Genomic DNA, 25,465 nt, shown 5'->3' on the forward strand with positions numbered 1-25,465 from the left:
GGACGGTCGTTGTTGTACGCGGGACGGTCGGCGCGCGGGGCGCGGTCGCCGTACGCGGGACGGTCCTTGTTGTAGGCGGGGCGGTCCGTGCGCGGGGCGCGGTCGCCGTAGGCCGGACGCTCGGTGCGGTTCGGGCGGTCGCCGTAGGCAGGACGCTCGTTACGCTGGCCGGTGGCCGGACGCTCGTTGCGGGTGCCGTAGGCCGGACGATCGCCGGACGGACGCTCCGAGGCGCGGGCTGCGCGCTCGTCCGCGTTCCAACGCTGCTTCTTGGGCGCACCCTCGTCAGCACGGTAGCCGCGATGACCGGGGCTCTTGCTGCCCGAGTTGGACCCGCCCCTGCTGGGGCCGCCCTTCGAGGCGTACTTCGGGTCGAAATTCTTTGCTGGCTTCTTGTCAAAAGGCATAACGGTATTTCTGGGTTGTGTTGAGTACATGGCAGAACGACGACGCACATACGCGACGCAACCTGAGCACCCGGGCAGTCGATGGCCGGGCCGTTCACATACAGTGATTTTTCACCAGCGGATTACTGGGAAACCGGCCCATCCTGACTTACAAACCCATCCGCGCACACGTGAAAATAGCGCGGTGTCAAGAGCCGACTTGTCTACGTTACCCGATTGTTGCCCGAAAGTCACGGACAATCGTGGTTTACCCTGTATCAATGCGTACGACGATCGCCATTGAATCACCCCGGCATCACGATATCGAGGCCCTCCTGGGTCTGAGCGCGGAGTACGCCGAGTCGCTCTATCCGCCGGAGAGCAACTTCCTGCTCGGAGTCGACGAGCTCGAGCAGCCGGGCGTGACCTTCTATGCGGCACGGGACGAGACCGGCCGGGCGCTCGGCATCGCCGCCCTCGTTCCGAGCCCCGGCGACACGGCCGAGCTCAAGCGCATGTTCGTGCATCCGGAGGGCCGCGGGCGCGGTCTCGGCGCCGCCCTGCTCGTCCGGATCGAAGCGGATGCCGCCGCCCGCGGCATCCGCGAAGTCGTGCTCGAAACCGGGCCGCTGCACGCCGCCGCCCTCGCGCTCTACCGCCGGCAGGGCTACCGGGAGATCGCCCAGTTCGGCCCGTACATCGGGGAGGAATTCAGTGTCTGTTTCGCAAAAAGCCTCTGACCGGGAGGAGAACGGCCGCCGCAAGCGGGCCGCCGCACGGCTGAAAGCCGGGGTGCAGCATCCGGAGCTTCTCCTGGCGGCAAAGGCCGCCCTCGCCGTCGGGATCGCGTGGTCGATCGCGCCGTATCTGCCGGGCGTCGCCAACGACTACCCGTACTACGCCCCGCTCGGGGCGCTGGTGAGCATGGCTCCCACGTTGATGGGTTCGGTGAAGAACGGCCTGCAGACCGTGGCCGGGCTGGCCATCGGCGTGCTCCTGGCGGGCACGGTCATCCTGCTGAGCGAGCCGAATGTTTTCACGATTTCGCTCGTGGTCGGCATTGGATTCCTGATCTCGGGAAGCCGCCGGATCACCACGGCCCGGGAGTTCGTGCCCGTCACCGCGTTGTTCGTGCTGATCGTGGGAGGGCCGAACGCGGACTCGTACTCGATCGGGTACCTGGTGCAGGTGTGCCTCGGCATTTCCGTCGGCCTGGCCGTCAACCTGCTGATCCTGCCGCCGCTCAGGCAGGACGCCGCCGCGGCAGAGCTCTCGCGCTTCCGCACCACCCTGGCCCGACACCTCCGCGAGATCAGTGAAGCCCTGACCGAGAGCTGGCCGCCGGAGCACGAAGTCTGGGCGACACGCGGCGACATGCTCAGCCGGACGGCGAGCGAGGTGCGTGCGGCGGTCATGCACGCGGACGAAAGCCGCAAGGGCAACCCGCGCGCACTCATCCACCGCCGGGACCTGCTGGCCGCTTATGACGACGTGGCAGCGCTGGAGACGGTGTCTTTCCATGTGCGGAACCTGACCGACGTGCTCGCCGGGGCGGTCTGGGGCGACCCGCTCCCGGTCGAGGTGCCCGCCGAACTGCGGCCTTCCCTCGGCGCCGCCATCCGCTCGGTGGCCCGGATCCTGGACGAGTGGGACTCCGGCACCGGGGTGCTGGCGCCGCCCCGCGACGAGGCCGAGGCGGGACTGAAATCGCTCAGGGCCGAGCTGGAGCGGCAACGGCACTCCGGAGCCGAGACGATCAGCGCCGCGTCCGCGATCGACATGGACCTGCGGCGCATCCTCGTCGCCCTGCGCCCCAGCGTCGAGCGCGACGCCGAGGACATCCCCACCCCTGCCCCCTGAAGGGGATTCGCGGTTGGGGCAGGAGGGGAACTATCCTCATCTCACCCGCCCCCACCATTCACCCCGGAGCAGCCGTGACACCTGGTCGTCGCCCGTCCCGCCGCATCCGGCTTCTCGCCATCGCCTGCGCGGGCGGAATCGCCGTGGCGGCCACGGCCCTCCTCGGCGGGTTCCACACCGAACTGCACCCGGTCACGCCCGACGAGCCCGGCGCCACCCGGAGCGAACTCGTCACGACCGAGGTCGTCGGCATCCGCACCTTCAGCCGGCCAGACGGCATCAGCGTGGCCACGGATGTCGTGTACGGCACCCAGTCGGACGGCGCGCTGCTCACCCTCGACGTCTGCTCGCCCACCGGCGACGCCGAGGCGGGTGGGTTGCGCCCGGCCGTCGTCTCCATCCACGGCGGCAGCTGGGCTCGCGGCGACAAGGGCAACTCCGACTGGCGGGCCGTGTGCACCTGGCTCGCCAGCGAGGGATTCGTCGCCTACTCGGTGAACTACCGCCTCGTGCCGGATGCCCTGTTCCCGGCCGCCATCGACGACCTGGGCCTCGCGGTCGAGTGGATCCGCCAGGCGGAGAACGCCGCGCAGTACGGCATCGACCCCGACCGCATCGGCGCGTTCGGCGGCTCGGCCGGCGGCAACCTGGCCGCCCTCCTCGGCGCGCGCGGATCGGGGTCCCTGACCGAGGGCGCGCGCGTCGCCGCGGTCGCAGAGCTCTCCGGTCCGACCGACCTGGGCCACGAGGCGCTCGTGGTCGGCAACGCGCCCGCCGGGCTGCAGCGGATCGTGCAGAGCTACCTCGGCTGCGACTCGCTGGCCGACTGCCCGCAGGCCGGCGCCGCATCGCCGCATCGCGAACTCGACCCGAGCGACCCACCCGTCTTCATCGGCGCGGCCGCAGAGGAGTTCATCCCGCTCGCCCAGTCCATCGGGTACGCCTCCAGGCTCGACCGGCTCGGCATCCCGAACGAGCTGGTGACCGTGCCCGGCACCCTGCACTCGATCGGCATCCTCGACGCGGCCATGCGCGTGAAGGTCGCCGCGTTCCTGCACCGGCACCTCGGCACCTAATACGGGTTGAGTCGCGGAGAAAGTACCTCCGTTGTGAAATTGAAGGTACTTGGTCCGCAACTGAGCGGGGAGACTCCCGGGGGCGTTCCCCTCAGACCGCCTGCCGGCCACGGATGCGCCGGGAGAGCTCGGCCGCCGTGCCCGAGATCCTCTCGGCCAGGGCCGGCCACTCCGACTCCGCGATCGCGTCGCGGGGAAAGGTCACCGCGATGCTCGCGGCCGGCCAGCCGGCGTGGTCGCGCACGGCCACCGCGACCGAGGCCATGCCGGCGGTGATCTCGCCGTCCTCCTGCGCGTACCCCTGGCGGCGCACCTGGTCGAGCAGGCGGCGCAGCTCGGTCGAGGTGCGCGGCCCCCGGCCGTCCCGCTCCTGGAAGGCGGCCGCATTGGGGTACAGCGCCCGCAGCTGGGCCGCCGGCAGCGCGGCCAGGAGCGCGCGGCCGCTCGCGGTGAGGTGTCCGGGCAGGCGCACCCCGACATCCGTCACCAGCGACGGCCTGCGGGGCGCGCGTTCCTCGACCAGGTAGATGACGTCGCGGCCGTGCAGCACGACGAGGTGCGCGCTCTCGCCGAGCCGGTCAACGAGCTGCGCGACCAGCGGGCGGCCGAGGTGCGAGAGCGGCTCCTGGCGGGAGAACCCCGTGCTCAGCTCGAAGGCGGCCAGGCCCAGCCCGTAGCGCCGTTCCTCGGGCAGGTGCACGACGAAGCCGCGCTCGGCGAGCACGGCGAGCAGCTGGTAGACGGTCGACCGGGGCAGGCCGAGCGCGGTCGCAATGGCGGAGGCGGGCACCGGCCCGCGCTGGGTCGCGAGGTGGGACAGGATGCGCAGCGTGCCCTCCGCCGCGGGAACCTTGGACCGCGCCGACCCCTGGGGCGGTGTCGATTCCTCCGCCTGCGCCATCCGTTCGCCCTGCCCGGTCCGTGAAGTGTCCGGGATACCGGACGGTTCCGAGTCTAGACACGTTTTGACGGGGCCGTCGGTGGTGTGCAATCGGAGTATGACCTTCTCCGCAGCATCCGTCACCGTGGGCACAGGCCCGGTGTCCTTCGCCGACGTCGTCGCCGTGGCCCGTCAGGGCGCCCCGATCACGCTCGACCCGACCGCGCTCGAGGGGGTCGCCGCCACCCGGCGCATCATCGACGCGCTGGCCGAGGACGTCGACCCGCACTACGGCATCTCGACCGGCTTCGGCGCCCTCGCCACGACCTTCATCACCGCGGATCGCCGCGCCCAGCTGCAGGCGAGCCTCGTGCGGTCGCACGCGGCCGGCAGCGGGCCGGAGGTCGAACGCGAGGTCGTGCGCGCGCTCATGCTGCTGCGGCTCTCGACGCTGATGACCGGGCGCACGGGCGTGCGCCCCGCCACGGCGCAGACCTACGCCGCCCTGCTCAATGCCGGAATCACCCCGATCGTGCGCGAATACGGCTCGCTCGGCTGCTCGGGCGACCTCGCCCCCCTGGCTCACTGCGCGCTGGCGATCATGGGCGAGGGCGAGGTGCGGGATGCCGCCGGCACCTGGCTGCACGCCGGCGACGCCCTGCGGGCGGCCGGCATCGAAGCGGTCGTGCTCGCCGAAAAGGAAGGGCTGGCCCTGATCAATGGCACCGACGGCATGCTCGGCATGCTGGTGCTCGCTCTCGACGACCTCGCCCTGCTGCTGACGACCGCCGACATCGCCGCGGCGATGAGCGTCGAGGCACTCCTCGGCACGGATGCCACGTTCGCCGCCGACCTGCAGGCCCTCCGCCCCCAAATGGGCCAGGCCCTGAGCGCGGCGAACCTGCGCGCCCTGCTTGCCGGCTCCCCCCTGCTCGCCAGCCACGCCGGGCCCGAGGACCCGACCGTGCAGGATGCGTACTCGCTGCGCTGCTCGCCGCAGGTGCACGGCGCGGCCAGGGACACTGCCGGCCACGCCGCGATGATCGCCGGCCGGGAGCTCGAGAGCGCGGTGGACAATCCGGTCGTGACGCTCGACGGCCGCGTCGAGTCCAACGGCAACTTCCACGGCGCCCCGGTCGGCTACGTGCTCGACTTCCTCGCCATCGCCGCGGCGGATGTCGCCAGCATGAGCGAGCGCCGCACCGACCGCCACCTCGACGCGTCCAGGAACAAGGGCCTCCCCCCGTTCCTCGCCCACGAGGTCGGCGTCGACTCCGGCCTGATGATCGCGCAGTACACGGCGGCCGGGATCGTGTCAGAGCTGAAGCGGCTGGCGGCGCCGGCATCCGTCGACTCGATCCCCTCGTCGGCCATGCAGGAGGACCACGTGTCGATGGGCTGGGCGGCCGCACGCAAGCTCCGCAAGTCGATCGACGGCCTGGGCCGCGTGCTGGCGATCGAGATCATGACCGCCGCCCGGTCGCTCGACCTGCGGGCGCCCCTGCTGCCCGGCCCGGCAACCGCGGCCGTGCGCGACCTGGTGCGCACGGTCGCCGACGGGCCGGGTCACGACCGGTTCCTGTCGCCGGAAATCGAGGCGATCGTCGGGCTGGTCCAGACCGGTGCGGTGCGGGATGCCGCCGGGCAGGTTGCCCCCGCCCTGCACTGACGGACGTCGCCGGGGGGACCGCCAGACGGGTGGTTGTGCCCCCCATGCCCCCATGCGATACTGGCGCCACGCCGGCCTGTCCTGCTCCGGCGCACCGAACCATCCATACCCCGAAGATGGATTGACGATCGTGATGTTGCAGCAGCCGAACGGTATCCCCCAGCGCCTCCCGGGCGTCGGGATGTCGCGCCGCATGGGCTTTCCGATCGCAGTCGTTCTCGCGGTATCGCTCGTGGTCTTCGGGGCCCCCGCGATGGCGAGCGCAGCGGATTCCGCGCCCGACCCTGCGCCGACGGCAGCCTCGGACCCGACGATTTCCGACCCGGCGATTTCGGACCCGGCGATTTCCGACCCGGCTGTCGTACCGACGACCCCGGACCTGTCGGGCGCCGACCCGACGGCGCCTCTCGTCGACGCGGCCCCCGTGCCGGCGCCCGTCACCGACACCCCACCCGTCGTGGAGCCGGATCCCAGTGGCGATCCCGGCCCCGGCGGAGAGCCTGACCCCGGGACGGACCCCGAACCCGTCGCAGACCCGGACCCCAGCGGCAATCCGACACCGACTGTCGATCCCGAACCCACTGTCGAACCCGCGGTGGATCCCGAACCCACGGTCGATCCCGGCGCAGACCCCGATCCCGCGGGGGAGCCGGATCCCGACCCCGCGCCCGGCACGCCCAATGCGCCGGCCCCGCCGGCACCACCTTCCCCGCCAACTCCGGCGGCCGAAGTAGACCCCATCCCTCAGCAAGTCAACCGGCCGTCAGCGTCCCTGCTCGCGGAGCGCGCCGCCGCCGCAGCCGCCGCCCGCGCCGAGGCCGAACGCGCAGCGCAGGAACAGGCAGCAGCAGCACGGACTGCGGCGGAGCGGGCGGCAGCGTATGCCGAAGCGCTGGCCGAGGTGGCGAGCGCCCAGGCCGCCTACGACGCAGCGAAGCTCGGCTACGCGTCGGCCAAGGCCGAGTTCGACGCCGCCCTGGCCCGGGTCGACCTGGTCCACGCGCTGGCCGAGGAGGCCGCTGCCACCGCTGATGCGTCCAAGCGTGTCCTGGCCGCGTTGATTCGATCCCTGGCGCAGCACCAGTCCGGCACAGCGACCGCCGACGTCCTGCTCGGCGCGCAGAACGGCGCCGACCTGCTGTACCAGTTGGGCACACTCGACAAACTGGCGCAGCTGACCGGCAGCATCGACGCCATCCGCGCTCGCTCTGAGGCCGACACCCTGCGGGCGCTTTCCCTGTCCGAGCAGGAGGCCACGGCCCAGCAGACCGTGCAGAACGTCCCGATCGCAGAAACCCTCACCGCCATGCAGGCGGCCGAGGCCGCCCTGCAGGCCGCCACCGCGCGGCTGGCCCTCCTGTCCGTCAGCGCTCCGGTCGGGATGTCCGGGCTGACCCCGATCGCCAACACGCTCGCGGCGATGCCGGCCGGACGACCGACCGCGCAGGGCTGGGTGACGCCCGCCGTCGGCAGCATCAACGACGTCTTCGGCCCCAGGCCCACGCGACCCGCTCCCGGTGTGGGCGCCGTTCACTACGGCACCGACATCGGGGCATCCTGCGGAGCGGCGATCTACGCGGCGAACTCCGGGGTGGTCGTGGCCGTCGGTTCCGTGGGCACCTACGGCAACTGGATCCTCATCGACCACGGCAACGGGGTGGAGACCGGGTACGCGCACGTGGCCCCCGGCCAGACCCTCGTGGCGGTCGGCGACGCCGTCATCGCCGGAGAGGTCATTGCCGGCGTCGGCAGCACCGGCGCATCCACCGGATGCCACCTGCACTTCGAAGTGAGGGTGAACGGCTCGCGGGTCGATGGCCAGGCGTATCTGGCCGAGCGCGGAGTCGTTCTCGGCCGCTGACCCGACGCGACCGGTTTCGGCGGTCGGCGTTCGGCGTCGGTAGGGCGCGTTCGGCGTCGGCGTGGCGCCTCATCCGCGGAGCGGGGCATGGTGCGCGGCCCACGTCTTGCCATTGCATGACATTTGTATTTTACTAGGTGACAGACCAAGCATCGAAGGAGCAGCACCGTGGCCGAGTCATCCACCCGCACCGTGGAACGCGCCCTCAGCCTGCTCGCCGTGATCTGCGATGGGGACGGCCTCACCCTGTCCGCGAGTTCCCGCGCCGTCGACCTCTCGCCGAGCACCGCGCTTCGCCTGTTGCGCACCCTCGAGACGAGCGGGTTTGTTCGGAAGGACGATGACGGCGGCTACCGGCCGGGCAGCCGTTTGATCCAACTCGGCGCACAGTCCCTGAGCAACGAGTCCCTCGCCCCGCTCTGTCGCCCGGTGATGGAAGACCTCGTCGCCGCGACCGGCGAATCCGTCTACCTGAGTGTAGAAGGCCACGCCCACACCGCGTTGTACCTCGCCATCGTCGAGGGCACGCACTCGGTCCGGCACGCCAGCTGGGTCGGCCGAACGGTTCCGCTCGACCAGTCGGCCTCCGGCCAGGTGCTGGCCGGCCGGACGCCCGCCGAGGGCTATGTCGTCGTTGAACGCGGCGTCGAAACCGATGTCACCGCAATCGCCGCCCCGATCCGCTCCGCCGATCGCGTCGTGGCCGCCCTCAGCCTGGTCATCCCGAGCTACCGGGTCGCCCCCGCCGATATCGAACGCTACGGCCCCCTGCTCGTCACCGCGGCCGCCCGCGTATCCGCCGGCCTCGGCGCATCCACCCAAGGAGACACCGATGTCTGAATCCCGCCCCGTACGCGCCGCCCGCGGAACCGAGCTGACCGCGAAGAGCTGGCAGACCGAGGGTGCGCTGCGGATGCTGATGAACAACCTCGACCCCGAGGTCGCCGAGCACCCGGAGAACCTCGTCGTCTATGGCGGAACGGGCAAGGCCGCCCGTAACTGGGAGGCCTACGACGCCATCGTGCGCACCCTCACCACGCTGGAGAAGGACGAGACCCTGCTCGTGCAGTCCGGCAAGCCGGTGGGCGTGTTCCGTACCAACGAGTGGGCGCCTCGGGTGCTCATCGCCAATTCCAACCTCGTGGGCGACTGGGCCACCTGGCCGGAGTTCCGCCGGCTCGAGGCCCTCGGCCTGACGATGTACGGCCAGATGACGGCCGGCTCGTGGATCTACATCGGCACCCAGGGCATCCTGCAGGGCACCTACGAGACCTTCGCCGCCGTCGCCGCGAAGAGGTTCGGTGGGACACTGGCCGGCACCCTCACCCTCACCGGCGGCGCCGGCGGCATGGGCGGCGCGCAGCCGCTCGCCGTCACGATGAACGAGGGCGCCGTGCTCATCGTCGACGTCGACGAGTCCCGGCTGCAGCGCCGCGTCGATCACGGCTACCTCGACGAACTGGCGACCGACCAGGACGACGCCATCGCCCGGGTGCTCGCCGCCAAGTCCGAGAAGCGCGCCCTCTCGGTCGGCCTGGTCGGCAACGCCGCGACCGTGTTCCCCGAGCTGCTCGCCCGCAAGGTTCCGATCGACATCGTCACCGACCAGACCAGCGCGCACGACCCGCTGTCCTACCTGCCGGAGGGCGTCAGCGTGGAGGAATGGCACAGCTACGCGGCCGCCCAGCCCGAGGAGTTCACCGAGCGGGCAAGGGCATCCATGGCGAAGCAGGTGAAGGCCATGGTCGAGTTCCAGGATGCCGGTGCCGAGGTCTTCGACTACGGCAACTCGATCCGCGCCGAGGCCGAACTCGGCGGCTACGACCGCGCGTTCGCGTTCCCCGGGTTCGTGCCCGCGTACATCCGCCCGCTCTTCGCCGAGGGCAAGGGGCCGTTCCGCTGGGTGGCGCTGTCGGGCGACCCGGCCGACATCGCGGCCACCGACAAGGCCATCGTCGAACTGTTCCCGGAGGACGAGCACCTGCGCCGGTGGATCACGAAGGCGCGGGAGTTGGTGCACTTCGAGGGCCTGCCGGCCCGGATCTGCTGGCTCGGCTACAAGGAACGCCACCTCGCCGGGCTCAAGTTCAACGAGATGGTCGCCTCGGGCGAGCTCAGCGCACCGATCGTGATCGGCCGCGACCACCTCGACTCCGGCTCGGTCGCCTCGCCGTACCGGGAGACCGAGGGCATGAAGGACGGCTCCGACGCGATCGCCGACTGGCCGCTGCTGAACGCCCTGCTGAACACCGCGTCGGGCGCCACCTGGGTCTCGATCCACCACGGCGGCGGCGTCGGCATCGGCCGCAGCATCCACGCCGGCCAGGTCATCGTCGCCGACGGCACCGCGCTGGCCGCCGAGAAGATCGAGCGCGTGCTCACCAACGACCCCGGCACCGGAGTGATGCGCCACGTCGACGCCGGCTACGGGCGAGCCGAAGAGGTCGCCAGGGAACGGGGCCTCCGCGTGCCGATGATGGAGTCCTGATGACCACGCCGGCTCGTTTCCCTCGTGAGGGGTCGCATATCGACGTTCCCGGGGCCAACGAAGGTCGATATGCGACCCCTCACGGGATTAAGGCGGTCCACCGATGAGCGAGCTCCTCGCGGACGGCATGCTGGCCGGCCTCGACGAGATCGCCGGGACCGGCCGGGATGCCCGCCGCGGGGGCTACTCCCGGCACGTCTGGCAGGCCGCCGAGCTCGAACTGCGCGCCTGGTTCGTCGAACGCGCCGGGCGCATCGGGCTCGATATCGAGACTGACCGCAACGGCAACATCTGGGCCTGGTGGGGAACTCCCGGCCCGGATGCCGTCGTCACCGGCAGCCACCTCGACTCCGTCCCCGGCGGCGGCGCCTACGACGGCCCGCTCGGCGTCGTGTCGGCGCTCGACGCCATCGCCCGGCTGCAGGCGGCCGGCTTCACGCCGTCGCGCCCCTGCGCCATCCTCGTCTTCGCGGAGGAGGAGGGCTCCCGGTTCGGCATCGCCTGCCTCGGCTCGAGGCTCATGACCGGGGCGCTGGGCGCAGACCGCGCCCGGGCCCTCGTCGACGCCGACGGGGTGACGTTAGCCGAGGCAGCCGTTCGCGCCGGACTCGACCCCGCGCACCTCGGAACCGACCGGGAGGCACTGGAGCGGATCGGCCTGTTCGTCGAACTGCACGTCGAGCAGGGCCGCGGCCTGATCGAGCTCGGGCAGCCGGTGGCCGTGGCCTCGTCGATCCTCGCCCACGGCCGCTGGCGCCTCACCGTGACCGGCCGGGGCAACCACGCCGGCGCCACCCTGATGGCCGACCGGCGCGACCCGATGGTGGCGGCCGCCCGCGCCGTGCTCGCGGTGCAGGACGCGGCCTCGGCTCGCCCGGGCACGCGCGCCACCGTCGGCCGGATGAACATCGTCCCCGGCGGCACGAACGTGATCGCGTCGAGCGTGCAGGCCTGGCTTGACGCCCGGGCCGAGACCGACGAGGAGACCCGCGCGCTGCTGGGCGAGATCACCGCCTTGGTCGACGAGGCCGTGGCGGAAAACGGATGCTCCGTCGCCGTTGTCGAGGAATCCTGGGCCGGCTCGGTGCACTTCGACCCCGAGCTGCGCGACCGGTTCAGTGCGGCGCTCGGCGGCGTGCCCGCCCTGCCGACCGGGGCCGGCCACGACGCCGGGGTGCTCGCGGCGAGCGTGCCGAGCGCGATGCTCTTCGTGCGGAACCCCACCGGCATCTCGCACTCGCCGGAGGAGTTCGCCACGGCCGACGACTGCGTCGCCGGCGTCGAGGCGCTCGAGAAGCTGCTGCGGACGCTGCTGTGAGCGGGGCGGGCGCGAGCGGCGCAGGTGCGAGCGGCGCGGCTGGAAGCGGCGCGGCGAGCTATTCGCCGCGTGACGCGACCGGCGCGCCGGAGCCGGTCGCCTATTGGTGCGAGACCCTGCTCGTCGACGGCGTGCCGACGCCCGGTGTCCGCCTCGAGGTCGGCGCCGACGGACGCTTGTCCGGCGTCACGGGCGGCGCCGAGCCGCTGCCGGGTGACGTGCGCCTCGGCACCGTGCTGCCGGGCATGGCCAACGCGCATTCGCATGCGTTCCACCGCGCGCTCCGCGGCCGCACCCACGCGGACGTGGGCGACTTCTGGCAGTGGCGGGAGGCGATGTACCTCGCCGCCGGCCGGCTCGACCCCGACCGGTACTACGCGCTCGCCCGAGCCGTGTTCGCCGAGATGCTGGTCAGCGGCTGGACCGCGGTCGGCGAGTTCCACTACGTGCACCACCGCCCGGATGGCTCCCGGTACCCGCGCGAGCACGCCATGGAGCTCGCGCTGGCGGCGGCGGCGCGCGATGTGGGCATCCGTCTCGTGCTGCTCGACACCGTCTACCTGGCCGGCGGCATCGGGCGCCCGCTCGCGCCGGAGCAGCGCGCCTTCGACGATGGTTCGGCGGCGGGCTGGCTGGAACGCTGGAACGCCCTGGGCGAGGCCCTCGGCGCGGATCCGGACGCCCGGGTCAGCCTCGGCGCGGCAATCCACTCCGTGAGGGCCGTACCGCCGGACGCGATTCGGCAGGTGCTGGCCGGTCTGCCTCCGGCGGTGCCGCTGCACATCCACCTCTCCGAGCAGCCGCAGGAAAACGCGGACTGCCTGACCGAATACGGCCGGACCCCGGCCGGCGTGCTCGCCGGCCTCGGCGCGCTCACGCCGCGGCTGAGTGTCGTGCACGCCACCCACCTCAGCGACGAGGACGTGACGCTGATCGGGGCCGCCGGCGCGACTGTCGTGATGTGCCCGACCACGGAGGCCGACCTCGGCGACGGGATCGGCCCGGCGCGCCGTCTCAGCGATGCCGGCGCGCCGATCGCCCTCGGTTCCGACCAGAACGCCGTCGTCGACCCGATGCTCGAGATGCGCGGCCTCGAGGCCGGCGAACGGCTGGCCTCCGGCGAGCGCGGACGGTTCGACCCGGCCTCCCTCCTGGCCGCCGCGTCGACCAACGGCTACGCCTCCCTCGGGCTCGGCGAGAACCGGCTGCGCCCGGGCGACCTGTGCGACCTCGTCGAGCTGTCGACGCGGAGCGTCCGCACCGTCGGGTCGGCGCCGGCCCAGCTTCCGCTCACCGCGACGGCATCCGACGTGCTGCGGGTGATCGTGCACGGCGTGATCGTCGCCGACTCCGGGCGGCTCGTGCCCGCCGATCTCGTCTCCGCCGACGGCGCGGCCGACCGGTTGCCGGAGACACTGCTGCGGGAGGCCCTCGCCGCCCTCGAAACAGCCCTGCCCACCCGTGACCCAGCACCGCCCACGCATGACGCCACCTCGGGAGACACCGCATGACCACCGAATTGATCACCGGCATCCGCGAGTTGACCACCCAGGCCGGCGACGGAGCGCGCCTGCGGGGTGCCGCGCTGGTCATCGAGGGTGGACGGATCGCCTGGATGGGCCCGGCGGCCGAGGCGCCGGCGGCCGATCGACGCACGGATGTCGGCGGTCGCGCCGCGCTCCCCGGCTGGGTGGACACGCACACCCACCTCGTCTTCGCGGGCGACCGGGCGGCGGAGTTCGAGGCCCGGATGGCCGGGCAGCGCTACGAGGCCGGCGGGATCAACACCACGGTGCAGGCGACGCGCGCGGCGACCGAGGAACAGCTGATCGGCAACGCGGCGCGGCTGCGCCGGGAGGCCGAAGCGCAGGGCACCACGTTCCTCGAGACCAAGACCGGCTACGGCCTCGACCTCGAGAGCGAAACCCGCTCGGCGAGCGCCGCGGCGGCCGTGGCCGACGTCGTCAGCTACCTCGGCGCGCACGTCGTGCCGCAGGGCGTCGACCGGCGCGACTACCTCGACCTCGTGATCGGCCCGATGCTCGCGGCGGTCGCCCCCTTCGTGCAGTACATCGACGCGTTCTGCGAGGCGGGCGCCTTCGACGTGGAGGAGACCCGCGAGGTGCTGCTCGCCGGCCGCGCCGCCGGCCTCGGCCTGCGCGTGCACGGCAACCAGCTCGGTTTCAGCGGCGGGGTGCGGCTCGCGGTCGAGCTGGGCGCTGCGAGCGTCGACCACTGCAACCACCTGGAGGCCGCGGACATCGACGCGCTGGCGTCGTCGTCGACGGTGGCGACGCTGCTCCCCGCCTGCGACCTGTCCACGCGCGAACCGTTCCCGCCGGCCCGGCGGCTGCTCGACGCCGGCGCGAGCATCGCCCTGGCCACCAACTGCAACCCCGGCACGTCGTACACGACATCGATGCCCTACTGCGTGGCGACGGCGGTGCTGCAGATGGGGCTGACGATCGAGGAGGCCGTCTGTGCCGCGACCCGCGGGGCCGCCCGGGCAGTGGGCCGCGAGCACGGGACGGATGCGGTGGGGTCGCTCCGCGTGGGCGGCCTGGCCGACCTGCAGGTGCTCGACGCGCCATCCGTTGCCCACCTCGCTTACCGCCCGGGGGTGCCCCTGACGGCTGCGGTGTGGCGGCGGGGAGTGCGACTCGAGTTCGGGCACCGGGGTGTCTGAGCCGTCCGCGGTGTCCGAGCCGTGCGCGGTGCGGGTGCTGACCGCGGCCAGCCGAGTCGCCGAGCCGTGGCGGAACGGCGGAGGCGTGACCAGCGAGGTGGCGGCGCGTCCGATCGGGGGCGGCCCGGCCGGGTTCGACTGGCGGCTGAGCATCGCGACCGTCGCCGGGGACAACCCGTTCTCCGGCTACCCGGGCGTCGACCGGATGTTGATGGCCATCTCGCCGCAGGGGCTCGACCTGGTCGACGGGGGCGTCCCTGTGCACCTCGGGCAATTCGACGTGCACCGGTTCCCGGGCGAGAACGAGGTGGCTGCCGTTGCGGTGACCTCGCCGACGCTCGACCTCAACCTCAACCTCATGACCAGGCGTGGCCGGTGCGCCGGGTCGCTGCGTTCGGTGCACTTCTCCGGGCTCTGGACGGTGGAGGCCGGAGACGGGGAAGACCTCGCGCTCGTGGTTTTGGACGGGTCCCTCCGCCTGGGCGAGCGCACGCTGACCGCGCTGGATGCCGTGCTGCTCGAGCACGCCGGGCGGGCCCAGCTCGAGGGAACCGCGCGCGTTGCCCTGGCCCGGGTGGCGCGCATCCGTCACTGACGTCCTCCGCCGAGATTGACGGTTCCGGTCGAGTTGCCCCGGCAGACCAGTCAAACTCGACCGGAACAGGCAAAGTCGGCGCCCAACCCGACCCGGTCAGACCAGTGACTCCGCCCCACCGGCGAGACCGTCCGCCTGCCCGCGCAGGTAGCCGGCGAACCCGTCCGGCGCGCGCCCGTCGAGCCGCCCCGAGGTCAGCACCGGGATGAGCGCGGTGCGGATCTCGCTCACCCGGCGTGCACGCAGGGCCGAGACCAGCGACACGTCCTCGTGCCGCTGGATGCAGGCGAACTCGCCGGCCTGGCGGTATCGATCGGCGCGCACGCCGAGGTTGGCACCGTGAATGTGCGGATGCCCCTCCGAAAGCCGGTGCTGCGCGGCCCACCGGTCCCGGGCCGCCTCCGGCAGGCAGTCGTCGGGCTCCACCGTTCCGAGCACGAGGTCCACGTCGTTGCGGGCGAACGCCAGCTGGGCCGTCAGCCAGTTGGGCGGCACCGCTGAGTCGGCATCCGTCGTCGCTATCCAGGTGTTGCCGGTGAAGTGAGCGGGCGTCGGCAGAAGATGCCGCACCCCGGCCCGGCGGGCGGCGCCGACGATCCCGCGGTCGGTGTGGAGGCGGGCGAAGTCGGGCCAGCCCGCGGCGACCCTGGCGGTCTGGTCAGTGCAGCGATCCAGCACGATGACGACGGACACCATCGGTGGGGTCAGATCACGCACGGCGTGCACCTCGGCGATCGCCGCGGTCATCGCGTCGAGGCAGCGCGGCAGGAGCTCCTCCTCGTTCCGGGCGGGAATCACGACGACCAGCTCGTCGATCAGGCCCCGGCCGGTCATGGCGCCAGTCCTTCCCGCTGGGCGACGGAGCGCGCCGGCGCAGGTTCGAACACCTCGAGCAGGAAGTCCCGTTCCCGGTGCGCCACGGTGCGTTCCAGCCCCTCCAGCCGGCCCAGTTCCTCGTGCACCCGGTCGCCGGTCAGCGGATATTCCCCCACCGGATGCCGCCAGTGGCAGGCGAGGAGCACGCCGTCGGGCGCGAGTCCGGCGCGGCACCGCTCGAGCAGGTCCCGCAGCTCGGCCGGTGAGAAGTAGTAACCGACCTCGGACAGCACGATCAGGTCGAAGCTCCCCTCCGGCCACTCGCCCGGGAGCGTGCGCCTCGTGAACGTGACGCCGGGGCGACCGGCAAGCCGGGCGCGGGCGGTCCGGAGCGGTTGTTCGGCGATGTCCACGGCGTCCACGGTGGTGCAGCGGTCGGCGAGCTCGGCGGTGAGAACTCCGATCGAGCAGCCCAGTTCGAGCGCCGCGGTGAAGCGTTCGCGGGGCAGCGCCGCCAGGGTGAGTGCCCGCTTGCGCTTCTCGTACCACCGCGTTTCGAAGCCCCACGGGTCGGTTTCGCCGGCATAGAACTCGTCGAAGAACGGTTCGGCCAGGCTCTCGGCCGGCCGCGCCTCGGGCTCCGTGGACTCGGGCTCCGTGGACTCGGGCTCCGTGGACTCGATGAACGTCTCGTAGCCCCTGCTGAAGTGCTGGCCGAAGGCCGGCTGGATGATCGCCTCGTCGCCGGCCCGCTCCGACAGGGGTTCCACCTGGCTGCGGTGCAGCTGCATGGCCCGGGACTTCCGCTCCCGATCTTGCGGCTCCAGCTCGAGGGTGCGGAGCGCCGTCACCGGCCACACCGGGTCGCCGGGCGTGGACCAGTGCCACGCCCAGATCGGGTACTCGAACACTCGTGCGGGAGCACCCAGGGCGGCAGCGAGGCGGTTTGCGGCATGGGCGGCCGCGCCGGCGGCGGCGTGATCCGGATGCCCGTCCGCCTGCCACGGGGCCACGATCCAGGCGCCGGGTCCTCCCGGTCCGAGTTCCGCCGCCACCGCGCGCGCCGCCTCCTCGCCGTGCTCGGCGAGAGCGCCGTCGGGCAGGTCGAGCAGGCACAGGCGGGCCCCGGGGGCGAGCGCCGCCACCGCGGACGCGACCTCGCGTCGGCGCAGGGCGGAGAGGCGTTTCCTGGAGTGGGTCGTCGAGCCGGGATGGGAGGCCTCCCCGTTGCTGAGCACGACCACGGTGACCGGCACTCCGGCCCGTGCGGCCCGCGCGATCAGGCCGCCCGCACCGAGGGTCTCGTCATCGGGGTGCGCGGCCACGACCACGAGCCTCTGGAGGTCGTCTATCGGGAGGTCCTCGGCCGAAGCACCGCGGCCCGCAGCCCAGACGGCCTCGGCGGTGCCGACATCCTGATGGCCAAAGGTCACCATGGCGCAGGGGCGTTCGTCAGGAGCATCCGTCCGAGCGCAGCGTCGTCACGTTCGGCGTGGTGCTGGCGAACGTACAGCTGCAGGTCGGCGACGCGCTGCGCGTGCCGGGCGTCGAGGGCGAGGGGCGCCGGCCCGAGCGCGTGGCCCGTGCGGGCGATCACCTCGTCGACCGTGCGGGCCACGAGGCCGCGCACCCGGGCGGCGAGGATGGCGCCGTCCACGCCGGCGGCCGTTCCGGCGTCGATCGCTGTCGCCGCGGCGGCCAGCGAGCCGCCGGCGGCACTCAGGAGCACATCGAGCGCGCCCAGGTGCGCAAGCGCGATCTGGTCGGGTTCGCGTTCGCGGGCCGCCGCGAAGACACGGCGCGCGACCCCGACCGCGCCGCCCCACCAGCAGGCCGCGACCCCGATTCCGCCCCAGGCGAATCCGGGCCGGCGCAGGTACCACTCGTCGTCCCCGACCGGGACGGCCGGCAGATCCCGGAAATCGACCGGGCCGCTCGGCACGGCCGGGAGCCCGCGGGCCACCCAGGTGCCCTCGTGCACGACGACCCCAGGGTGGGCGAGGTCGACCGCGAACAGCCGCCGGCTCGTCTCGGAGGTGTGAGCCGTCACCAGCGCGTGGCTGAGCGACCCGGCGAGGGAGCACCACGGTTTCGTGCCGTCGATCAGCCAGCGGCCGCCGTCGGCCTGGCGAGCCGTGAGCCGGGCTCCGCGGGCCTCGGCGGCGAAGACTCCCCAGGTGCCCCCTCCCGCCGGCGCCCCCGGGAGGCCGGCGGGGTCGACGCCCGCCTGGCCCAGGATGGACAGCGCGTCCAGGTGCGCCTCGGCCACCCGAGCCGCCGTGAGGTCCGCGGCCGCGAGGGTGGCGAGGGCTTCGAAGAGCTGCCGCGTGTTGCCGTCACCCGGGCCGGCAACGGATGCGCCCAGGCGCCGAGCGAGGGCCAGCGCCCGCCCGGCGTCACCCTCTACGGAGGAGGCGGCCGCGGCCAGCTCTCCCAGGCGTGCGTGCTCCGTGCTGTCTCGGCGCTTCGTGCGGTCTCCCGACCCGGATCGGTCTCCCGTCCCGGTCAGCCACACCGGCGCGCGGTCCTGCTCGTCAGTCATCCCTGCCCTCTGTCAGTTTCGGCCTCGGGCTTCCGGTGTGCGCCCGCTCAGGCCTTGCCGGCCGGCCGGGTTGGGGCCTTCGCGGTGGACTTCCGCGGCGAACGGTTCTCGGCGCTGACCATCCAGGCGTACTGCTCGAGCTTCTCGATGATGCCGTGCAGGATGTCGGCGCTGGTGGGGTCTTCCTCGTCGATCGCGTCGTGCACGGCACGGATGTTACCAACCGTCGCGTCCAGGCGCTCGGTGATCAGGCCGACGGCGTCGGCCGTGTCGACTTCGCCGGCGGGGAACTTCGGCAGGTGTGTGTCTTTTGTGACCGTCTCGCTGCGTCCGTCGGGCAGGGCGTCGAGGGCGCGCATCCGCTCGGCCAGCTCGTCGGAGAAGATCCGCGCGTCGGCGATGATCTCATCGAGCTGCAGGTGCAGGTCACGGAAGTTCTTTCCCACGATGCTCCAGTGGGCCTGCTTGCCCTGGACGTGCAGTTCGATCAGATCGACCAGGACGGATTGCATGTTGGAACCGAGTTCTGCGGATGCCTTCATTGGTGGTGCCCCTCTCGCTCGTTGGAACGGGGTAGACCGTACGCCGGCCATTGCCCCCGCCTGCTGTTCTGAGAAAAACCATAGCAGGGGGCAATGCTCGCTCGCCTAGACGGTTGGCACGGCCGGGGCGCCGGCAACGCGGCGGGCCAGGCGCTCGGCCCGGCGCTCGCGTCGACCCTCGACGACGTAGTACAACACCGGCAGAACCACGAGGGTGAGCAGCGTCGACGAGACGAGTCCGCCGATCACGACGACCGCGAGAGGCTGCGAAATGAAGCCGCCTTGCCCCGTGAGTCCGGCCGCCATCGGCAGCAGCGCGAAGATCGTGGCGAGCGCCGTCATCAGGATCGGGCGAAGACGCCGTGAGGCGCCGTAGATGAGCGCCTCGCGCACCGAGAGCCCCCTCCGGCGGTACTGGTTCACGAGGTCGATCAGCACGATCGCGTTCGTCACCACGATTCCGATCAACATCAGCACGCCGATCAGCGACGGAACGCCGAGCGGGATGCCGGTGATGACCTGCAGGGCGATCGCCCCGGTCGCCGCGAACGGCACCGAGACGAGCAGCAGCAGCGGCTGCAACAGCGACCGGAAGGTGGCCACCATGACGACGTAGACGATCAGGATGGCCGCGAGCATGGCCAGGCCCAGCTGCTGGAAGGCCTCGGTCTGGTCGGCGGTCACGCCGCCGAGCGTCGCGGTGGCGCCGGTCGGCAGCTCGGTATCCTCGAGCACGGTGGCCATCCGGGCGTTGGCCGTGCCGAGGTCGTCGCTGTCCGGCGTGGCCGAAACCGTCGCCGTGCGGAGGCCCTTCGTGGTTGTGATCGTCGACGGCCCGTCGACCTGTTCGACGGTCGCAAGCGTGTCGAGCGCCACCGGGCCGAACGCCGTGGGGACTGGCAGGGCGGCGAGCTCGGCCGTAGTCGCGGGCGAGTCCGCCGCCTGGAGGTAGACCGACAGGTTCGATTCGTCGATCACCATCGACCCGATCACGCTCGGCTGCATCGCCTGCGAGACGAGGGTGCCGAGGGCGAGCTCGCTCAGCCCCGCGCGGACGGCGGCATCCCGGTCCACCGTGACGGCGATGTACGGGCGCGAGGCGGCAAGGTTGCTGGTGCTCTGCTTGATCGCGTCGAGGTCCTGCACTCCGGCCAGGATCGCATCCGTCGCCGTCTGCAGGTCCGCGCCGGTGGCGGCCGTGACCTGCACCTCGATGTCGGATGATCCGCCGAAGCCGCCCGCGGACGCCACCGAGATCTCGCCGATGTCGTCGAGCTTCGCCAGCTCCTGCCGGACCTCGTCCTGCACCTCGTCGGGGTCGGCCGTGTCATCGGTCGTGATCGAGTAGGTCACCGCGTTCGAGGTGGAGCCGCCGCGGAAGGCCGCCTCGGCACTGCTGCCGCCGATCGAGAGCTGCACGATCTCAATGCCCTCGACCTCCTGGAGCGTGCCTTCGACGACGGCGGCGGCCTCGTCCTGCGCGGCAAGGCTCGTGCCGACGGGCAGGGTCTGGATGACCCGGAAGGTGGTCTGCCCGGTCGCGCCGAGGAAGTTCACCTTCATCAGCGGGAGCAGGGCGACCGTGCCGCCGAGCACGAGCACCGCGAGGAGGAGGGTGGCGACGGCATGCTTGAGGGTCCAGCGGATGACCGGCAGGTAGCTCTTCTGCAGTCGGCTCGGGTGCTCGAGCGACTCGATGGCCGTGGCTGCGGCCTCGGCCCTGGTCGCCGTCGCTGTCGCGGTGATCGAGCTTGGAGCGGTGATCGAGCTTGGCGCGATCCCGGTCTCGACGGGCTCTACCACCGTCTGCTCGACCTCCGGCGCCGCCGCGGCCGCCGGCTTGGGCGGCTTGAGGAACCAGAACGCAAGCACCGGCACGATCGTCAGTGACACGAGCAGCGAGGCGAGCAGGGCGAGGGACACCGTGAGGGCGAACGGCCGGAACAGCTCCCCGGTCGAGCCGCCGACGAACGCGATCGGCAGGAAAACCGTGACCGTAGTTACGGTCGACGCGGTGATGGCGCCCGCGACCTCCTTCACCGCCCGCACGATTGTCGCCGCGCGATCCGGGCCCGCGACGAGGTTGCGCATGATGTTCTCGATCACGACGATCGAGTCGTCGACCACGCGACCGATGGCGATCGTGAGCGCGCCGAGCGTGAGGATGTTGAGCGAGTAGCCCACCGCCTGCAGCCCGATGAAGGTGATGAGCACCGAGGTCGGGATGGAGATCGCCGTGACCAGGGTGGCCCGCACCGAGAGCAGGAAGACCAGGATCACGAGCACGGCGAAGAGGAGGCCGAGCATTCCCTCCTGGGTCAGCGAGTCGATCGACTCCTGGATGAACGGGGCCTGGTCGAACACGACCGTGAAGGTTGTGCCGGCGACGGCCGCCTCCAGGGTGGGGAGCAGGGCGCGCACGGCCTCCGAAACTTCGACGGTGTTCGCGGCCGGCACCTTGGTCACCGAGATCGTCAGCGCCGGTTCGCCGTTCACCCGGGAGATGCTCGTCTCCGGGTTCGCGGCCAGCTCGACCGTGGCCACGTCGCCGATCGTCCTGCGTAAGGCGTCGCCCTTCAGGCCGGACAGGATCGGCAGCGCCGCAATGTCTTCGGCGGAGCCGAGTTTCGTGCCGGTCTGCACGGAGAGGGTCTTGTCGCCCTCGGTGATCGCTCCGGCAGGCAGGAGCGATCCGTTCTGGGCGAGTGCCTGCGTGATCGCCTGGCTGGTGAGTCCCCGGGCGGCGAGGGCCGCGTCATCCGGCGTGATGTTCACGCGCTGGCCGACGTCGCCCACCAGCGCCGCGTCGCGCACGCCCTCCACGTCGCGGATGTCGCCCAGCACGCTGCGCCGGAGATCGTCGGCCAGCGTCTCGGCATCGCCGCCCGAAACGGCCACGGACAGGACCGGGAAGTCGTCGATGCTGCCGCTGAGCACCTGCGGGTCGATGTTCTCCGGGAGGGTGGACTTGATCCGGTTGATGGCCTGGCTGATCTTCGATTCGGCCTTGACCAGGTCGGTGCCGTAGGTGAAGGTCGCGCTGATCAGGGACGAGTTCGTGCTGCTCGTCGTCGAGGTGGATTCGAGACCGGCAATGCCCTGGATGGCGGTCTCGATCGGTGTCGACACGTCGTCGTTGACGACCTCGGGCGAGGCGCCGGGGTAGCTCGTCGTGATGAGCAGCTGCGGAAGCTGCAGGGACGGGATCAGCTCCTGCTTGAGGCTGGTCAGGGCGAGGCTGCCGAAAACAGCAGCGACGATCGTGATCAGCGCAATGAGCGCCCGATTTTTCATACTCAATACGGCGAGAATGTGCACCCGCCCAGTATCTCATTGCAGTCCGTGCAGAATCTCGAATCCCGCGTCCTCTCCCGCGCCGGCGGGCTGTTGCGGCCGGTCGCGCGGGCGTAGTGTCGACCGAACAAGCCCGCATCTACGAGGAGGAACCATGACTGTCGCCCGCGTGACCACCCTGAGTGTCCGGTCTGACACGTCGTTCGAGGACGCCGTTTCGGAGGGGATCTCCCGCGCCCACAAGACCCTGCGCGGCATCTCCGGCGCCTGGGTCAAGGAGCAGAAGGTCGTCGTCGAGGGCGGCGCGATCACGGCGTGGGACGTCGTGATCGAAGTGACGTTCGTGCTGGACGACTAGCCGGGCCGGCCCCTGAGGGGTCGCAAATCGACCTTCAACCGGCCAGGGAAGGTCGATTTGCGACCCCTCAGGGCGGGCGCGGCCGAAACGCTAGACGACGTCGGCGAGGTAGCCGGTGTCGGCCATCGGATGCCGCAGCAGCGAATCCCAGGCGAGCCCGAGCGCGTCGATGGCGCGGTCCATCTCCTCGGGGCTGTAGCAGAACGGGAGCCGCAGGAACCGCTCGAAGGCTCCGTCGATGCCGAACTGCGGACCGGCGGGCACGAGGAGGCCGTAGGTGCGCGCGGCGAGCGCGAGCCGGGAGCTGACCGGGATGCCGAGGTTCACCCACGCGGTGATCCCGCCGTCGACGTGCGGTACGTGCCAGTCCGGGAACCGGTCGGCCACCAGCCCCTCCAGGTGGTCCCTGCCGCTCTGGAGTTCGTCGGACCGCAAGGCGAGGATGGCGGGCAGGTCGGACAGGATGCGCGCCACGATGAGCTGCTCGAGAATCGGGGTGCCGAGGTCGTTCGCGGCCCGGGCCGAGACGAGTTTGCGGATGAGAGAGCGGTCCGCGCGGATCCAGCCGATCCGCAGGCCACCCCAGACGGTCTTGCCGACCGAGCCGATCGACACGGCGGTCCCCGACCGCACGGACTCGGCGTAGGCGGCGAACGGCAGGAAATCGCCCACCCGGTCGATGTCGAGTTCGGCGATCGTCTCGTCGGCGATGAGCACGGTACCCGCCCGAGCAGCGGCGGCGAGCACCCGCTCCCGCTGGTCGACGGGCATGCTCCGCCCGGTCGGGTTGTGGAAGTCGGGCATCAGGTAGCCGAGCACGGGGTTGCTGCGCTGCAGGGTCTGCAGGAGCGCCGTTTCGTCCCAGCCGCCGGCCGCGGCATCCTCGCCCGGCCCGGCTGCCGAGACGCCGACCGGCACCAGGCGCGCCCCCGCCCCTCGCAGCGCCTCGTAGGCGTGCGGGTAGCTCGGCATCTCGATCAGCGCGCGATCGCCCCGGCCGATCAACACGCGGGCGAGCAGGGCGATCGCGTGCTGCGCGCCCAGGGTGACCATGATCTGCTCGGGGTCGGTCGGCAGCCCGCGGGCCGCATAGCGGTCGGCGATCGCGGCGCGCAGCTCGGGGATCCCCACCGGGTCGAAGCCCGAGTCACCGAGGTGGCCCGCCAGCTCGGGGGCGGCGAGCGCGGCGATGTCCGCGAGGCCGGGCAGGGCCGGCATCGTGGCCTTGCTGAAGTCGAGGATGCCGCCCAGGGGGTCGTCCGCCCGCGCCCGCGCCGCGCCGGGCAGCCGCACCCTGCTGCCCGAGCCGCGCACGCTGACCAGGGCGCCGGCGTCGCGCAGCTCCCGGTATGCGGCGGTCACGGTCGTACGGCTGAGCCCGAGTCGTGCGCTGAGGTCGCGCTCGGCGGGCAGGCGGGTGTCGGTCGGGATGCGCCCGTCGAGGGTGAGCAGGCGGATGCGGTCGGCCAGGGCGAGATAGGCGCTCGCCCCGCTGCGCCACTCGCCGAGGAGCGCCTCGAGCGACCGGGCACTCACCTGGTTCACCGCCATGGGGCCACTGTAGTGAGATTGGCTACTTGATAACAGACCAATAGTGCAATTGGATTGGTTTTCATGACCCGGCGCATCGCTCAACTCCTTATTGGCCTTTTCCTCTACGGAATCGGTATTGCGCTCATCGTGCGCGGGGCGATCGGCGTCGCCCCGTGGGACGTGCTCACCCAGGGCATCGACCGGCACACCCACCTCGGCTTTGGTCTGATCACGATCCTCACCAGCGGCATCGTGCTGCTGTTCTGGATCCCGCTTCGGCAGAAGCCGGGCATCGGCACCGTGCTGAACGCTCTCCTGGTCGGCCCCGCCGCGGATCTCGGCCTCCGGCTGATCCCCGAGGGCCTGGACCTCTGGGCCCGGATCCTGCTCTTCGCGGCCGGCCTGCTCGTGCTCGCCGCGGCGACCGGGCTCTACATCGGCGCGCACTTCGGCCCCGGCCCGCGCGACGGCCTGATGACCGGCCTGCACAAGCGCACCGGCTGGAAGATCTGGATCGGGCGCACCGGGGTCGAGGTGGTCGTGCTCGGGATCGGCTGGGCGCTCGGCGGGAACGTGGGCATCGGCACCGTGCTCTTCGCCGTGCTGATCGGGCCGCTCTGCCACTGGACGATCCCGTTCTTCGCGATCAGGCGCCCGGCGGAGGCCGCCCTGCCGACCTCGCCGGTTCCGGTGGCCGTGCCCGCCCGGTGATCGAGCCCGCCGGCGATTTGCCCCAGATTGTTGAACAATCACCGGAAATGGTGCATCCTTAGGAAGACTTCTTGAGGAAGGCGGATGACGGTGTCCACCATTGATTTGAACAGCGACGTCGGAGAATCCTTCGGCAACTGGACCTTCGGCGATGACGAGGCGATCATCGCCTCGGTGTCCAGCGTCAACGTCGCCTGCGCCTTCCACGCCGGGGATCCGAGCACAATCCGCGCCACCTGCGCGGCCGCCGCCCTGGCCGGCGTCACGGTCGGCGCGCATCCGGGCTACCGCGACCTGGCCGGTTTCGGCCGCCGGTTCATCGACATGGCCCCCGACCACCTCACCGACGAAATCATCTACCAGATCGGCGCCCTCGAATCGCTGGCCCGGGTCGCCGGAACCACGGTCAGCTACGTCAAGCCGCACGGCGCCCTCTACAACACGATCGTGCACCACCCCGAGCAGGCCAGGGCCGTCGTGGATGCCATCGTGTCGGTCGATCCGAGCCTGCCGGTGATGGTGCTCCCGAACTCCGAGATCGAGCGTGCGGCCCGGGCCGCCGGGCTCCGCACCGTCTCCGAGGCGTTCGCCGACCGCGCCTACAACGCCGACGGGACCCTCGTCGCCCGGACCCGGCCGGGGGCGGTGCTGCGCGACATCGGCGAGGTCACCGACCACGTGCTCCGCCTGGCCGTCGACCGCCAGATCCGCGCCATCGACGGCACGATCATCGACGTCCGGGCCGAGAGCATCTGCCTGCACGGCGACACCCCCGGCGCCGTCGCGATGGCCGCCGCCGTCCGCGCCGCCCTGCTGGGCTCCGGCATCGAAATCCAAAGTTTCGTCTGAC

General features: G+C 71.7%; 21 protein-coding genes and 1 pseudogene. 14 read left to right on the forward strand and 8 right to left on the reverse strand.

Going from position 1 to position 25,465, the window contains the following annotated elements:
- Nucleotides 1–407: pseudogene (locus BLQ39_RS15855) on the reverse strand (DEAD/DEAH box helicase); the annotation flags it as partial.
- 260 nt (nt 408–667) lie between these two features.
- Between BLQ39_RS15855 and BLQ39_RS09485 the strand changes: the two are divergent.
- From BLQ39_RS09485 to BLQ39_RS09495, 3 genes are all read left to right on the forward strand, one after another.
- Nucleotides 668–1,126, forward strand: a complete 459-nt coding sequence (locus BLQ39_RS09485; RefSeq protein WP_092323530.1) for a GNAT family N-acetyltransferase — start codon at nt 668–670, stop codon at nt 1,124–1,126.
- The gene (locus tag BLQ39_RS09490; RefSeq protein WP_092323532.1) at nt 1,101–2,246 is read left to right on the forward strand and encodes an FUSC family protein; all 1,146 of its coding nucleotides are present in this window, start codon (nt 1,101–1,103) and stop codon (nt 2,244–2,246) included. The genes BLQ39_RS09485 and BLQ39_RS09490 overlap by 26 nt, the downstream gene beginning before the upstream one ends.
- Nucleotides 2,247–2,320: 74 nt before the next feature.
- A complete protein-coding gene (locus tag BLQ39_RS09495) occupies nt 2,321–3,322 on the forward strand; it encodes an alpha/beta hydrolase (RefSeq protein ID WP_166784507.1) in 1,002 nt (333 codons plus the stop codon).
- Nucleotides 3,323–3,413: 91 nt separating this feature from the next.
- Here BLQ39_RS09495 and BLQ39_RS09500 read toward each other — a convergent pair whose 3' ends face one another.
- A complete protein-coding gene (locus BLQ39_RS09500) occupies nt 3,414–4,223 on the reverse strand; it encodes an IclR family transcriptional regulator (protein ID WP_092323535.1) in 810 nt (269 codons plus the stop codon).
- A 97-nt stretch (nt 4,224–4,320) separates the two neighbouring features.
- Between BLQ39_RS09500 and hutH the strand changes: the two genes are divergently transcribed.
- The 8 genes from hutH (at nt 4,321) to BLQ39_RS09540 (ending at nt 14,819) form a co-directional block, all read left to right on the forward strand.
- The gene (hutH, locus tag BLQ39_RS09505; RefSeq protein WP_092323536.1) at nt 4,321–5,871 is read left to right on the forward strand and encodes a histidine ammonia-lyase; all 1,551 of its coding nucleotides are present in this window, start codon (nt 4,321–4,323) and stop codon (nt 5,869–5,871) included.
- 133 nt (nt 5,872–6,004) lie between these two features.
- The gene (locus tag BLQ39_RS09510) at nt 6,005–7,732 is read left to right on the forward strand and encodes a peptidoglycan DD-metalloendopeptidase family protein (RefSeq protein ID WP_241986949.1); all 1,728 of its coding nucleotides are present in this window, start codon (nt 6,005–6,007) and stop codon (nt 7,730–7,732) included.
- A gap of 168 nt (nt 7,733–7,900) precedes the next feature.
- Nucleotides 7,901–8,572 (forward strand): IclR family transcriptional regulator, encoded by a 672-nt coding sequence (locus tag BLQ39_RS09515; RefSeq protein WP_092323538.1) that lies wholly within the window; start codon nt 7,901–7,903, stop codon nt 8,570–8,572.
- On the forward strand, nt 8,565–10,220 hold the full coding sequence (gene hutU, locus BLQ39_RS09520) for a urocanate hydratase (protein WP_092323539.1): 1,656 nt from the start codon (nt 8,565–8,567) through the stop codon (nt 10,218–10,220). The genes BLQ39_RS09515 and hutU overlap by 8 nt, the downstream gene beginning before the upstream one ends.
- Before the next feature lie 103 nt (nt 10,221–10,323).
- Nucleotides 10,324–11,538, forward strand: a complete 1,215-nt coding sequence (locus tag BLQ39_RS09525; RefSeq protein WP_174775360.1) for an allantoate amidohydrolase — start codon at nt 10,324–10,326, stop codon at nt 11,536–11,538.
- Entirely contained in the window at nt 11,535–13,049 is a 1,515-nt protein-coding gene (locus tag BLQ39_RS09530; RefSeq protein WP_092323540.1) for a formimidoylglutamate deiminase, read from the forward strand. The genes BLQ39_RS09525 and BLQ39_RS09530 overlap by 4 nt, the downstream gene beginning before the upstream one ends.
- Nucleotides 13,046–14,224: an imidazolonepropionase gene (hutI, locus tag BLQ39_RS09535; protein ID WP_092323541.1), complete on the forward strand. Its 1,179-nt coding sequence runs from the start codon at nt 13,046–13,048 to the stop codon at nt 14,222–14,224. Before BLQ39_RS09530 ends, hutI begins: the two co-directional genes overlap by 4 nt.
- Nucleotides 14,217–14,819: a HutD/Ves family protein gene (locus tag BLQ39_RS09540; protein WP_167738548.1), complete on the forward strand. Its 603-nt coding sequence runs from the start codon at nt 14,217–14,219 to the stop codon at nt 14,817–14,819. The genes hutI and BLQ39_RS09540 overlap by 8 nt, the downstream gene beginning before the upstream one ends.
- A 96-nt stretch (nt 14,820–14,915) precedes the next feature.
- On the opposite strand, the gene BLQ39_RS09545 is transcribed toward BLQ39_RS09540, so the two are convergent.
- From BLQ39_RS09545 to BLQ39_RS09565, 5 genes are all read right to left on the reverse strand, one after another.
- Nucleotides 14,916–15,653, reverse strand: a complete 738-nt coding sequence (locus BLQ39_RS09545) for a glycosyltransferase family 2 protein (protein ID WP_092323542.1) — start codon at nt 15,651–15,653, stop codon at nt 14,916–14,918.
- Nucleotides 15,650–17,071: a PIG-L family deacetylase gene (locus BLQ39_RS09550; protein WP_092323543.1), complete on the reverse strand. Its 1,422-nt coding sequence runs from the start codon at nt 17,069–17,071 to the stop codon at nt 15,650–15,652. The genes BLQ39_RS09545 and BLQ39_RS09550 overlap by 4 nt, the downstream gene beginning before the upstream one ends.
- Entirely contained in the window at nt 17,065–18,177 is a 1,113-nt protein-coding gene (locus BLQ39_RS09555; protein ID WP_092323544.1) for an acyl-CoA dehydrogenase family protein, read from the reverse strand. The genes BLQ39_RS09550 and BLQ39_RS09555 overlap by 7 nt, the downstream gene beginning before the upstream one ends.
- A 47-nt stretch (nt 18,178–18,224) precedes the next feature.
- Nucleotides 18,225–18,719: a Dps family protein gene (locus tag BLQ39_RS09560; RefSeq protein ID WP_092323546.1), complete on the reverse strand. Its 495-nt coding sequence runs from the start codon at nt 18,717–18,719 to the stop codon at nt 18,225–18,227.
- A 105-nt stretch (nt 18,720–18,824) separates the two neighbouring features.
- Nucleotides 18,825–22,037 carry an efflux RND transporter permease subunit gene (locus tag BLQ39_RS09565; RefSeq protein WP_092323547.1) on the reverse strand — a complete coding sequence of 1,071 codons (3,213 nt, stop codon included), beginning with the start codon at nt 22,035–22,037 and terminating at the stop codon, nt 18,825–18,827.
- Nucleotides 22,038–22,167: 130 nt separating this feature from the next.
- Between BLQ39_RS09565 and BLQ39_RS09570 the strand changes: the two genes are divergently transcribed.
- Nucleotides 22,168–22,371 carry a dodecin family protein gene (locus BLQ39_RS09570; protein WP_092323549.1) on the forward strand — a complete coding sequence of 68 codons (204 nt, stop codon included), beginning with the start codon at nt 22,168–22,170 and terminating at the stop codon, nt 22,369–22,371.
- A gap of 90 nt (nt 22,372–22,461) precedes the next feature.
- Here the strand turns inward: BLQ39_RS09570 and yczR are convergent, their stop codons facing one another.
- Nucleotides 22,462–23,922 carry a MocR-like transcription factor YczR gene (gene yczR / locus BLQ39_RS09575; RefSeq protein ID WP_092323550.1) on the reverse strand — a complete coding sequence of 487 codons (1,461 nt, stop codon included), beginning with the start codon at nt 23,920–23,922 and terminating at the stop codon, nt 22,462–22,464.
- 63 nt (nt 23,923–23,985) lie between these two features.
- On the opposite strand from yczR, the gene yczE reads away from it, so the two are divergent.
- Nucleotides 23,986–24,615: a membrane protein YczE gene (gene yczE / locus BLQ39_RS09580; protein WP_092323551.1), complete on the forward strand. Its 630-nt coding sequence runs from the start codon at nt 23,986–23,988 to the stop codon at nt 24,613–24,615.
- Nucleotides 24,616–24,705: 90 nt separating this feature from the next.
- On the forward strand, nt 24,706–25,464 hold the full coding sequence (locus BLQ39_RS09585) for a LamB/YcsF family protein (RefSeq protein WP_092323578.1): 759 nt from the start codon (nt 24,706–24,708) through the stop codon (nt 25,462–25,464).
- The last annotated feature ends 1 nt before the right edge of the window (nt 25,465 follow it).

The sequence above is a fragment of the Cryobacterium psychrotolerans genome, from assembly GCF_900101115.1.
In the GTDB taxonomy this organism is placed as follows: domain Bacteria; phylum Actinomycetota; class Actinomycetes; order Actinomycetales; family Microbacteriaceae; genus Cryobacterium; species Cryobacterium psychrotolerans.

What these genes read in the sequence shown, in the direction of transcription:
- BLQ39_RS09485 (WP_092323530.1), top strand. Translation starts at nt 668, where the DNA reads ATGCGTACGACGATCGCCATTGAATCACCCCGGCATCACGATATCGAG.
- BLQ39_RS09500 (WP_092323535.1), bottom strand. Translation starts at nt 4,223, where the DNA reads ATGGCGCAGGCGGAGGAATCGACACCGCCCCAGGGGTCGGCGCGGTCC.
- hutH (WP_092323536.1), top strand. Translation starts at nt 4,321, where the DNA reads ATGACCTTCTCCGCAGCATCCGTCACCGTGGGCACAGGCCCGGTGTCC.
- BLQ39_RS09510 (WP_241986949.1), top strand. Translation starts at nt 6,005, where the DNA reads ATGTTGCAGCAGCCGAACGGTATCCCCCAGCGCCTCCCGGGCGTCGGG.
- hutU (WP_092323539.1), top strand. Translation starts at nt 8,565, where the DNA reads ATGTCTGAATCCCGCCCCGTACGCGCCGCCCGCGGAACCGAGCTGACC.
- BLQ39_RS09525 (WP_174775360.1), top strand. Translation starts at nt 10,324, where the DNA reads ATGAGCGAGCTCCTCGCGGACGGCATGCTGGCCGGCCTCGACGAGATC.
- hutI (WP_092323541.1), top strand. Translation starts at nt 13,046, where the DNA reads ATGACCACCGAATTGATCACCGGCATCCGCGAGTTGACCACCCAGGCC.
- BLQ39_RS09545 (WP_092323542.1), bottom strand. Translation starts at nt 15,653, where the DNA reads ATGACCGGCCGGGGCCTGATCGACGAGCTGGTCGTCGTGATTCCCGCC.
- BLQ39_RS09550 (WP_092323543.1), bottom strand. Translation starts at nt 17,071, where the DNA reads ATGGTGACCTTTGGCCATCAGGATGTCGGCACCGCCGAGGCCGTCTGG.
- BLQ39_RS09555 (WP_092323544.1), bottom strand. Translation starts at nt 18,177, where the DNA reads ATGACTGACGAGCAGGACCGCGCGCCGGTGTGGCTGACCGGGACGGGA.
- BLQ39_RS09560 (WP_092323546.1), bottom strand. Translation starts at nt 18,719, where the DNA reads ATGAAGGCATCCGCAGAACTCGGTTCCAACATGCAATCCGTCCTGGTC.
- BLQ39_RS09570 (WP_092323549.1), top strand. Translation starts at nt 22,168, where the DNA reads ATGACTGTCGCCCGCGTGACCACCCTGAGTGTCCGGTCTGACACGTCG.
- yczR (WP_092323550.1), bottom strand. Translation starts at nt 23,922, where the DNA reads ATGGCGGTGAACCAGGTGAGTGCCCGGTCGCTCGAGGCGCTCCTCGGC.
- yczE (WP_092323551.1), top strand. Translation starts at nt 23,986, where the DNA reads ATGACCCGGCGCATCGCTCAACTCCTTATTGGCCTTTTCCTCTACGGA.